Source organism: Mesorhizobium sp. M7A.F.Ca.CA.004.04.2.1 (assembly GCF_004022825.1).
Taxonomy (GTDB): Bacteria; Pseudomonadota; Alphaproteobacteria; order Rhizobiales; family Rhizobiaceae; genus Mesorhizobium.
Window position 1 is genome coordinate 1 of the sequence record NZ_RZPH01000103.1, and the last position, 9,970, is coordinate 9,970.

Sequence of the window (9,970 nt, forward strand, 5' to 3'; positions counted from 1 at the left end):
GGCCTGGAGTGGCCGGCGTGGTCAGGCTGGACGATGGCACGCAGATGCGACCCAAAGGCTGGCAGCATGTTCCGGCCGGCCGTCGGCTGATCCTCCAATTGCCGGGCGGCGGCGGCTATGGCGATCCGTCCAAGCGCAGCACCGAGGCGCGGGCGAACGACCGCTCCAAGGAATACATTTCGGAGAACGGCAAATGAGCTACATTGCCTCGCGCCTGTCTGCGGTGAAGCCGTCGGCGTCCATGGCTGCTTCGCAGGCAGCCAAGGCCCTGCGCGCCAAGGGCGTCGACGTGATCGATCTTGGCCTGGGCGAGCCGGATTTCCCGACACCGAGCCATATCATCGAAGCGGCGCATTTCGCCGCGAAGGCCGGCCAGACGCTATACACGGGTGCCGCCGGCACGGCCGAGGTGCGCGAAGCCGTGGCCGGCAAGTTCCGCCGCGAAAACGGACTGGACTACACGGCGGACGACGTCGTCGTGGCCAATGGCGCCAAGCAGATCATCTTCAACGCGCTGATGGCGACGCTGGAGTCTGGTGACGAAGCGGTCCTGCCGGCGCCCTACTTCGTCTCCTATCCCGAGATGGTGAAGCTGCTCGGCGGCAGGCCTGTCGTTATCGAGTGCCCGGAAACTTCCGGCTTCCGGCTGACGCCGGAGCTGCTCGAAAAAGCCATCACTCCAAGGACGAAATGGCTGTTCCTCAACATGCCCGGCAACCCCTCCGGCGCCATATATTCGCAATCGGACCTGCGGGCACTCGGAGCGGTTTTGGCAAGGCATCCGCAGGTGCTGGTGCTTTCCGACGAGATTTACGAGCACATCCTGTTCGACGGACGCGACTTCGTCTCCTTCGGCAAGGCTTGCCCGGAACTCAGGGACCGCACCCTGATCGTCAACGGCGTCTCCAAATCCTATGCGATGACCGGGTGGCGTGTCGGCTATGCCGCCGGGCCGGCGCCGCTCACCAGGGCGATGGCGATCATCCAGAGCCAGTCCTGCACGTCCGTCTGCTCGATCGCGCAAGCGGCGACGGTGGCCGCGCTCAACGGCCCCCAGGACGAGGTGGCACGCTTTCGGCAGGCGTTCGAGGCGCGCCGCGACCTTGTCGTCGACGGCATCAGGCGGATCAACGGTCTTACGCTTTCGCCACCGGAAGGCGCCTTCTATGCCTATATCGGATGCGCCAGCCTGATCGGCCGCAGGACCCCAAAAGGCGTCGTGCTCGAGGACGACACGGCAGTGGCGAATTATCTCCTGAACGAAGGGCGCGTGGCCTCGGTGCCGGGCGCCGCCTATGGACTTTCCCCCTATTTCCGCATCTCGACCGCGACCGGCGAAGAGGTGCTGACCGAAGCGATCGCGCGCATCAACGCCGCCGTCGCGCAAGTGGAGTAAATCATGCCGCATTACGAACGCATCCTGATCACCGGCGCGGCCGGCCGCCTCGGTTCGGAACTGCGAAAGGGGCTGGTGCCGCTGGCAAAAACGATCCGCCTGGCCGGCCGCGAACCGTTCGGCGATCTTGCTCCACACGAGGAAGAAGCGGTCTTCGACCTCGCCGATATGGAGGCGACGTTTGCCGCCACCAAGGATTGCGATGCGATCGTGCATTTCGGCGGCGCACCACTCGAATGCGAATGGCAAACCATCCTGGATTCCAGCATCCGCGGCTCCTATCACATCTACGAGGGCGCCCGGAAACACGGCGTGAAACGAGTCATCTATGCCTCCTCCGTGCATGCCGTCGGCTATCACGAGGTCGAGGCGCATATCGGCGTCGACGCGCCGGTGCGTCCCGACAGCCTCTATGGCGTGTCGAAGAACTTCGTCGAGAGCCTGAGCCGGCTTTACTGGGACAAGTTCGGCATCGAGACGGCGTGCCTGCGCATCTTTTCGTCCTTCCCCGAACCGGCGGACCGTCGCATGCTGTGGTCATACCTCTCCTTCGCCGATTGTGTGCGTCTGGTCGAGGCAGCTCTCACCGCGCCGCGCGTCGGCCATACGATCTCCTTCGGCCTTTCCGACAACAAGGTGAAAACGGTCGACAACAGCGGCGCCAACCATCTGGGGTTTTCTCCGCAGGATAGTGCCGAGCCGTTCCGCGCCGCGGTCGAGGCGAAAACGCAGGTTCCGGATCCCAAGGCGCCATCGGTGAAGTATCTGGGCGGGTGGTTCTGCGAGCTTGGCCATCCGGACGACAAACAGGCGTAGCTGCCAATCCGCTCGATGGCGCAGAGCGGAAGCCGAGATGCGGCAGGCGACGGATTCACGCGTGGTGGCGGAGATCGAGGAGGTTGTCGGCGGCGCCGGCTTCGATGTGCCACGCCGACCACGGTCATGGATCAGATCTGGCAGCGGTACCTGCAGACGATGCCGGACTTCCCCCAAGCGTTCATCCACCTTGGGCGTCGAAGACTTGCCGGTCGTCATCGGTTTTGGGATTCTCATCTGATCTGGTAGTGGGATCCAAATCACAGGAGATGGCATGCCGAACGATGTAATCGTGCGCGACAGCAATGGCGCTCAATTGAATGACGGTGATTCCGTAACGCTGATCAAAGACCTCAAAGTCAAAGGCACTTCGGAGACGATCAAGCGCGGCACGTTGGTGAAGGCCATCCGCCTGAACGGCAATCCCGGCGAGATCGAATGCAACACCAAGCAAGTGAAAGGCCTGGTGCTCAAGACCGAGTTCGTGAAGAAGGCGTGAGCCTCAAGGCGGCAAGCGATCTCGATGGCTCCTTCGGGATTTTGGAGAGCCTGCCGTCGCCAAGGGGGCTGCGGAGCCGTTGAGCGTCCGGCACGCGATCGTTGCGCTGTGAATTGATAACTTCGCCGACCAGGCACAATCAAAAAAATCGCCAAGTCCCAAGCTGGAACCTCCGGCCTCATTGCGCGTTTCACGGCGTCCCGTTCGCGGACCCGCCCGGATATCTCTCCAAGCGCGCGAAAAACCAGGAGCCCGCTTCATGCACGACAAGCTGTTTCATTCACCGGTCGCACTGTCGGTCGGCCTCGGCTTCAAGCGCGAGATTGCCTCGCTGGCCGAAATGCACGATTTCCTCACCAATTGGACGACCTCCCGCCGCGGCCCGCTTTACCGAAACGCGGTGGAGACATGTGATCTGGCCGTTCCAGGTTATGTGAGCGTCGAGCAGGCGCGCCGGGCGTTGCTCGAATTCGCGCAAGCCGCCGGCATCCTGTGGCCGGACCTCGAGCCGGTGGCGGGCGTGCACGCCGTTGCGCGTGGCTATGGCGGCTACGCCGCCTGAAGATTGATGTTCTCCGTGGCGGCTAAAGCCACACCACCATAGAAAGCCCGGCTGGCCCCCAGCCGGGCTTTCGCGTTTCCGGCAGCTCGCAAGGAAATCGCCATCCTGTAGCCGTGTGTCTTGGGCGACAATCCCTGCGTGGAGTGTCGGGAAGAGCCCGAGCAAAAATCTTTATGAAATTCCTATTTCTTTCTACTGCGCCCCGTCTCGAACCTTTATGGCGATCGGGTCCATATTCCTTTTAGAAAATACAACCGGCTCCGTCGCCAAAGGTGCGACGGGACACTTTCGAGATATTGCGAACTCTCTTGTCAAATTCGCAAAGTACAAAAGAACAAAAGGAATAAACACAATGGATATGGCCGTTATCGGAATCGGAATTTTGTTCTTTGCCCTTTGTTTCGCCTACATAAAAGCTTGTGACGCGCTCTAGAGCGAGGCTGAAAAAATGATCGTCGACTATATTCTCGGTGGCGGCGTTACGCTGTTCCTGCTCGCCTACCTGACATACGCCCTCGTTCGTCCAGAACGCTTCTGAAGGCACGGAAAGCCACACCCATGACACTGAACGGTTGGATACAGATCCTGGTCTATTGCGGGATCGTCGTTTTGCTGGTGAAGCCGCTCGGCGGCTACATGCACCGCGTCTTCAACGGCGACCGCACGCTGCTTTCGCCGGTCCTTCGCCCGCTTGAGCGTGGGCTTTATCGTATTTGCGGAACCAGCGAACGCGAGGAACAGCACTGGACCACCTACGCGGTCGCCCTGCTGCTCTTCAACCTCGCCGGCTTCCTGGTGCTTTATGCGCTGCAGCGCCTGCAGGGCAGCCTGCCTTACAACCCTGCCGGCATGACAGCGGTTGAACCAGGGTTGGCCTTCAACACCGCCGCCAGCTTCATGACCAACACCAACTGGCAGAACTATGGTGGCGAGAGCACGATGTCCTATCTCGTGCAGATGGCCGGGCTGACGGTGCAGAACTTCGTTTCGGCGGCCACCGGCATTGCCATCGCCATTGCGCTGATCCGCGGCTTTGCCCGGGCGTCCGGCAAGTCGATCGGCAATTTCTGGGTCGATATGACCCGCTCCACACTCTATCTGCTGCTGCCGTTCTGCATCGTGCTGACGCTGGTCTATGTCTGGCTCGGCATGCCGCAGACGCTCGGCGCCTACGTCAACGCCACGACGCTGGAAGGCGCGCAGCAGACCATCGCCGTCGGCCCGGTCGCTTCGCAGGTGGCCATCAAGATGCTCGGCACCAATGGCGGCGGTTTCTTCAACGCCAATGCCGCGCACCCGTTCGAGAACCCCGACGCGATCTCCAACCTGATCCAGATGGTGTCGATCTTCGCCATCGGCGCCGCCTTGACCAATGTCTTCGGCCGCATGATCGGCAACCAGCGCCAGGGCTGGGCGATCCTCTCGGCCATGGGCGTCATGTTCATCGCCGGTGTCGCCATCTGCTACTGGGCGGAAGCCGCCGGCAACCCGCTGGTGCATGCGCTGGGCATCGACGGCGGCAACATGGAGGGCAAGGAGAGCCGCTTCGGCATCGCCCTGTCGGCGCTGTTTGCCGTCATCACCACGGCCGCTTCCTGCGGCGCCGTCAACGCCATGCACGGCTCGTTCACCGCGCTCGGCGGCATGATCCCGATCATCAACATGCAGCTTGGCGAAGTCATCGTCGGCGGTGTCGGCGCCGGTCTCTACGGCATCCTGATGTACATCGTCGTCGCCGTCTTCGTCGCCGGCCTGATGGTCGGCCGCACGCCCGAATATCTGGGCAAGAAGATCGAGGCCAAGGAGGTCAAGATGGCTATGCTGGCCATACTGTGCCTGCCGCTGGCGATGCTGATCTTCACGGCCATCGCCGTCGTGCTGCCGACCGGCGTGGCGTCGATGGGCAATGCCGGCCCGCACGGCTTCTCCGAGGTTCTGTATGCCTACACTTCGGCGGCGGCCAACAACGGTTCGGCCTTTGGCGGCCTCAGCGGCAACACGCCCTGGTACAACATCACGATCGGCATCGGCATGCTGATGGGCCGCTTCCTGGTCATCATCCCGGCGCTGGCCATTGCCGGCTCGCTGGTGGCGAAGAAAACGGTTCCGGCTTCCGCCGGCACCTTCCCGACCGATGGCCCGCTGTTCGTCGGACTGCTGGTCGGCGTCATCCTGATCGTCGGTGGCCTCACCTTCTTCCCGGCGCTCGCCGTCGGGCCGATCATCGAGCACCTGGCGATGGCTCACGGGCAGACCTTCTGAGACCGTCATGTCCTGGTTCAATGCCATGCGCCGCAAGGTCGGCCACAGGGACGATCACCGAAAGGAGGAGAGACCTCCTCCTTTCCCGACCCTGTCGACGTTTCTCGGCCTTGCGGCAGTCATGCTCGTCCTCTGGCTGCTGGCCTACGGGCCACCGCATTTCCTTTCGGCATCCAATCATCGGGTGCCGTCCAACAACACCGAAGCCGGAGCTTCAAAATGAGCAACTCGAAATCAGCAAGCATCATGGATGCACGCATCCTAGTTCCCGCCATTGGCGGCGCCTTCCGCAAGCTCGATCCGCGCACGCTGGCCAGGAACCCGGTGATGCTCGTCGTTGCCGTCGTCTCGGCGCTCACCACGGTGCTGTTCGTGAAGGACCTGGTCACCGGAGGCGGCAATCTCGGCTTTACGCTGCAGATCATCATCTGGCTTTGGTTCACCGTCCTGTTCGCCAACTTCGCCGAAGCGGTCGCAGAAGGCCGCGGCAAGGCGCAGGCGGATTCGCTGCGCAAGGCACGCACAGAGACCCAGGCCAAGCTTTTGACCGGTGAGGACCGCACCAAATACAAACTCGTGCCCGGCACCAGCCTCAAGGTCGGCGATGCCGTCCTGGTCGAGACCGGCGACATCATCCCGTCGGACGGCGAAGTTGTCGAGGGCGTCGCGTCGGTCAATGAGGCGGCGATAACAGGCGAATCGGCGCCGGTCATCCGCGAATCCGGTGGCGACCGTTCGGCGGTCACCGGTGGCACCCAGGTGCTGTCAGACTGGGTCCGCGTCCGCATCACCGCCGCCTCCGGCCATACCTTCCTCGACCGCATGATCTCGCTGGTCGAAGGTGCCGAGCGCCAGAAGACGCCGAACGAGATCGCGCTCAACATCCTGCTCGTCGGCATGACGCTGATCTTCGTGCTGGCCACCGCGACGATCCCGAGTTTTGCCTCCTACTCGGGCGGCTATATCTCGGTGACCGTTCTGGTGGCGCTGTTCGTCACCTTGATCCCGACCACGATCGGCGCGCTGCTTTCGGCCATCGGCATCGCCGGTATGGACCGCCTGGTGCGATTCAACGTGCTGGCCATGTCGGGCCGCGCCGTGGAGGCCGCAGGCGACGTCGACACGCTGCTGCTCGACAAGACCGGCACGATCACACTCGGCAACCGCCAGGCGACGCAGTTTCGCCCGGTCAAGGGCGTCACCGAACAGGAACTGGCCGACGCGGCTCAGCTAGCCTCGCTCGCCGACGAGACGCCGGAAGGCCGCTCCATCGTCGTGCTGGCCAAGGAGAAATACGCCATCCGCGCCCGTGACATGGCAACGCTGCACGCCACTTTCGTGCCCTTCACAGCGCAGACCCGTATGAGCGGCGTCGACATCGATGGTTCGTCGGTGCGCAAGGGCGCCGTCGATTCCGTGCTTGCCCATGTCAACCAGTCGGCAGCTGCCGCCCATGGCACGCGCCCAAGCAGCGAATCCATCCGCGATCTCCAGTCCATCGCCGACGAGATCGCCAAGTCCGGCGGCACGCCGCTGGCGGTCGAACGCGACGGCCGCCTGCTCGGCGTCATCCACCTCAAGGACATTGTCAAGGGCGGTATCCGGGAGCGCTTCACCGAACTGCGCCGCATGGGCATCCGCACGGTGATGATCACCGGCGACAATCCGATGACGGCAGCAGCCATCGCCGCGGAAGCCGGCGTCGACGACTTCCTCGCGCAGGCCACACCGGAGGACAAGCTGAAGCTGATCCGCGACGAACAGGCCAAGGGCAAGCTGGTGGCCATGTGCGGCGACGGCACCAACGATGCACCCGCCCTTGCACAAGCCGATGTCGGCGTCGCCATGAACACCGGCACGGTTGCCGCCCGCGAGGCCGGCAACATGATCGATCTCGACAGCGATCCGACCAAGCTCATCGAGATCGTCGAGATCGGCAAGGCGCTCTTGATGACGCGGGGTTCGCTGACGACCTTCTCGATCGCCAACGACGTGGCCAAGTATTTCGCCATCATTCCGGCGATGTTCGCCGTCTTCTACGTCGCACCGGGACAGACGACCGGCCCGCTGCAGGCACTCAACGTCATGCATCTGGCGACGCCGCAAAGCGCCATCCTGTCGGCCATCATCTTCAACGCACTGATCATCATCGCGCTGATCCCGCTGTCGCTGAAGGGCGTCAAATATCGCGCCATTGGCGCCGGGGCGCTGCTCAGCCGCAATCTGCTTGTCTACGGCCTCGGCGGCCTCATCGTGCCGTTCGTCGGCATCAAGGCGATCGACATGATCGTCACCGCGCTTGGCCTCGCTTAACTCTTTGTTTTAACGCAATTCCGGACGGAAACCCTGGAATTGCTTTGAGGAACATCTCCATGCTCACCCAGATAAGACCCGCGATCATCATGATCGTCTTCTTCACGGTCCTGACCGGCCTGATCTATCCCTTGGGCATGACCGGCATCGCCCAGGCGATCTTCCCGCGCCAGGCCAATGGCAGCCTGATCGAGAAGGATGGCAAGGTCATCGGCTCCGAGCTGATCGGCCAGGGCTTTGCCAGCGACAAGTATTTCCATGGCCGCCCCTCGGCCGCCGGCGACGGCTACAACGCCGCCGCCTCGAGCGGCAGCAATCTCGGCCCGACCAATCCCAAGCTGATCGACCGCATCAAGGGCGACGCGGAAAGATTGAAGGCGCAGAATCCGAACCAGCCCGTCCCGATGGACCTGGTGACGACGTCCGGCAGTGGCCTCGATCCCGATATCAGTCCCGAAGCAGCCTACTTCCAGGCCGCCAGGGTGGCCAAGGCCAGGGGGATCGATGAAGCCAAGGTCAAGGCGCTTGTCGATGCCCAAGTCGAGGGCAGGGAGCTTGGCTTCATGGGCGAACCGGTGGTCAATGTGCTCGGTCTCAACCTTGCGCTGGACGCCGCGAAACAGTGAATGGTGCGGGCCGGGGATCGACAGTATCCCCGGCGCCATCCATGATCGATCCCGATGCCGGACGACAGAAGCAACGACGCTAGACCTTCTCCCGACGCACTGCTTGACCATGCCGAGCGGGAAGGTCGCGGCCGGCTGCGGATATTCCTGGGTGCCGCTCCCGGCGTAGGCAAGACCTACGAGATGCTGATGTCGGGCCGCGCCAGGCTGACCGACGGCGTGGATGTGGTGATCGGTGTCGTCGAGACGCATGGGCGCAAGGAGACACTGGCCCTGGTCGAGGGCTATGAGGTCATTCCCCGCCGCAAGGTCGACTACAAGGGGCGCATCCTCGACGAGATGGATATCGACGCCATCCTCGCCCGGCGCCCGGCGCTGGTTCTCGTCGACGAACTCGCCCACACCAATGCGCCTGGCAGCCGGCACCCCAAGCGCTATCTCGATGTCCAGGAAATCCTGACGCACGGTATCGACGTCTACACGACGCTCAACATCCAGCATGTCGAAAGCCTGAACGACGTCGTCGCCCAGATCACCAAGGTCAGGGTTCGCGAGACGGTCCCCGATTCCATCATCGACCAGGCCGACGATGTCGAGATCATCGATCTCACCCCCGACGACCTGATCAAGCGGCTCGAGGAAGGCAAGGTCTATTTCCCCAACACCGCGCAGCGCGCGATCGAGAACTATTTCTCGCCGGGCAATCTGACGGCGCTCAGGGAGCTGGCGCTGCGCCGCACCGCGCAGCGCGTCGACGACCAGTTGCTGATCCATATGCAGGCCCACGCCATTCCCGGACCGTGGGCCGCGGGGGAAAGGGTTCTCGTCTGCGTCGACGCGCGTCCGGGCGGGGCGGCGCGTATTCGCTATGCGCGCAGGCTGGCCGACCGGCTCCGTGCCCCGTGGACGGCGCTGCATGTCGACAGCCCTCGCTCGGCCAGCATGCCCGAAGCGGACAAGGATCGGCTCGCTACGAACCTGCGGCTTGCCGAACAGCTCGGCGCCGAGGTGACCACCATTCCCGGTCAGAACATCGCGCAGGACATTGTTCGCCATGCGACGGCGAACAATTTCACCCATATCGTGGTCGGCAGGCCGACCCGGTCGCGCTGGCGGGAATTGATCGAAGGTTCGCTCACCTACGATCTCATCCGCAATGCCGGCGACATCAGCGTCCATGTCATTTCAGGAACCGAACGCAATGCCGAGGTGACGTCGAGGAGTGTCAAGGCGGCGGACGAGCAGTGGCAGTTCGAGATCTGGCCCTATCTCAAGGCCACGGCCTTTGTCATCGGTTCGCTCGCCTTCGCCGTCGTTCTCGACCAGTTTCTCGACGTTCGCAACCTGGCGATCATTCTTCTCATCGGCGTACTGGCATCGGCGGTAACGGGCGGTCTGTGGCCGGCTCTGTACGCTTGTTTCGCCAGCGCCCTTGCTTTCAATTATTTCTTCCTGGAGCCTCGCTATACGCTGACGATCCGGGATCCGGAGAGCAT

9 protein-coding genes and 1 pseudogene are annotated in these 9,970 nt (G+C 62.9%); all 10 read left to right on the forward strand.

What is annotated here, in order from left to right; all coding sequences use genetic code 11:
* Positions 1 to 197 (forward strand): annotated as a pseudogene (locus EN893_RS07265) (hydantoinase B/oxoprolinase family protein); the annotation flags it as partial.
* Positions 194 to 1,396 (forward strand): pyridoxal phosphate-dependent aminotransferase, encoded by a 1,203-nt coding sequence (locus tag EN893_RS07270; RefSeq protein WP_127269542.1) that lies wholly within the window; start codon positions 194 to 196, stop codon positions 1,394 to 1,396. The pseudogene EN893_RS07265 and the gene EN893_RS07270, both read left to right, overlap by 4 nt.
* 3 nt (positions 1,397 to 1,399) lie before the next feature.
* A complete protein-coding gene (locus EN893_RS07275) occupies positions 1,400 to 2,212 on the forward strand; it encodes an NAD(P)-dependent oxidoreductase (protein WP_127269541.1) in 813 nt (270 codons plus the stop codon).
* 274 nt (positions 2,213 to 2,486) lie between these two features.
* Positions 2,487 to 2,711 carry an alkylphosphonate utilization protein gene (locus tag EN893_RS07280; RefSeq protein ID WP_013529641.1) on the forward strand — a complete coding sequence of 75 codons (225 nt, stop codon included), beginning with the start codon at positions 2,487 to 2,489 and terminating at the stop codon, positions 2,709 to 2,711.
* A gap of 259 nt (positions 2,712 to 2,970) precedes the next feature.
* Positions 2,971 to 3,273: a DUF982 domain-containing protein gene (locus EN893_RS07285; protein ID WP_127269540.1), complete on the forward strand. Its 303-nt coding sequence runs from the start codon at positions 2,971 to 2,973 to the stop codon at positions 3,271 to 3,273.
* Positions 3,274 to 3,721: 448 nt separating this feature from the next.
* Positions 3,722 to 3,811, forward strand: coding sequence for a K(+)-transporting ATPase subunit F (locus tag EN893_RS07295; protein WP_032808122.1), 90 nt, complete (start codon positions 3,722 to 3,724; stop codon positions 3,809 to 3,811).
* Positions 3,812 to 3,831: 20 nt separating this feature from the next.
* Positions 3,832 to 5,535, forward strand: a complete 1,704-nt coding sequence (gene kdpA, locus EN893_RS07300) for a potassium-transporting ATPase subunit KdpA (RefSeq protein WP_127273222.1) — start codon at positions 3,832 to 3,834, stop codon at positions 5,533 to 5,535.
* A gap of 219 nt (positions 5,536 to 5,754) precedes the next feature.
* The gene (gene kdpB / locus EN893_RS07310; RefSeq protein WP_127272692.1) at positions 5,755 to 7,848 is read left to right on the forward strand and encodes a potassium-transporting ATPase subunit KdpB; all 2,094 of its coding nucleotides are present in this window, start codon (positions 5,755 to 5,757) and stop codon (positions 7,846 to 7,848) included.
* Positions 7,849 to 7,907: 59 nt separating this feature from the next.
* The gene (kdpC, locus tag EN893_RS07315; RefSeq protein WP_127267747.1) at positions 7,908 to 8,474 is read left to right on the forward strand and encodes a potassium-transporting ATPase subunit KdpC; all 567 of its coding nucleotides are present in this window, start codon (positions 7,908 to 7,910) and stop codon (positions 8,472 to 8,474) included.
* A 54-nt stretch (positions 8,475 to 8,528) separates the two neighbouring features.
* On the forward strand, positions 8,529 to 9,970 hold a 1,442-nt coding region (locus EN893_RS07320; RefSeq protein WP_164900749.1), incomplete at its 3' end, for a DUF4118 domain-containing protein.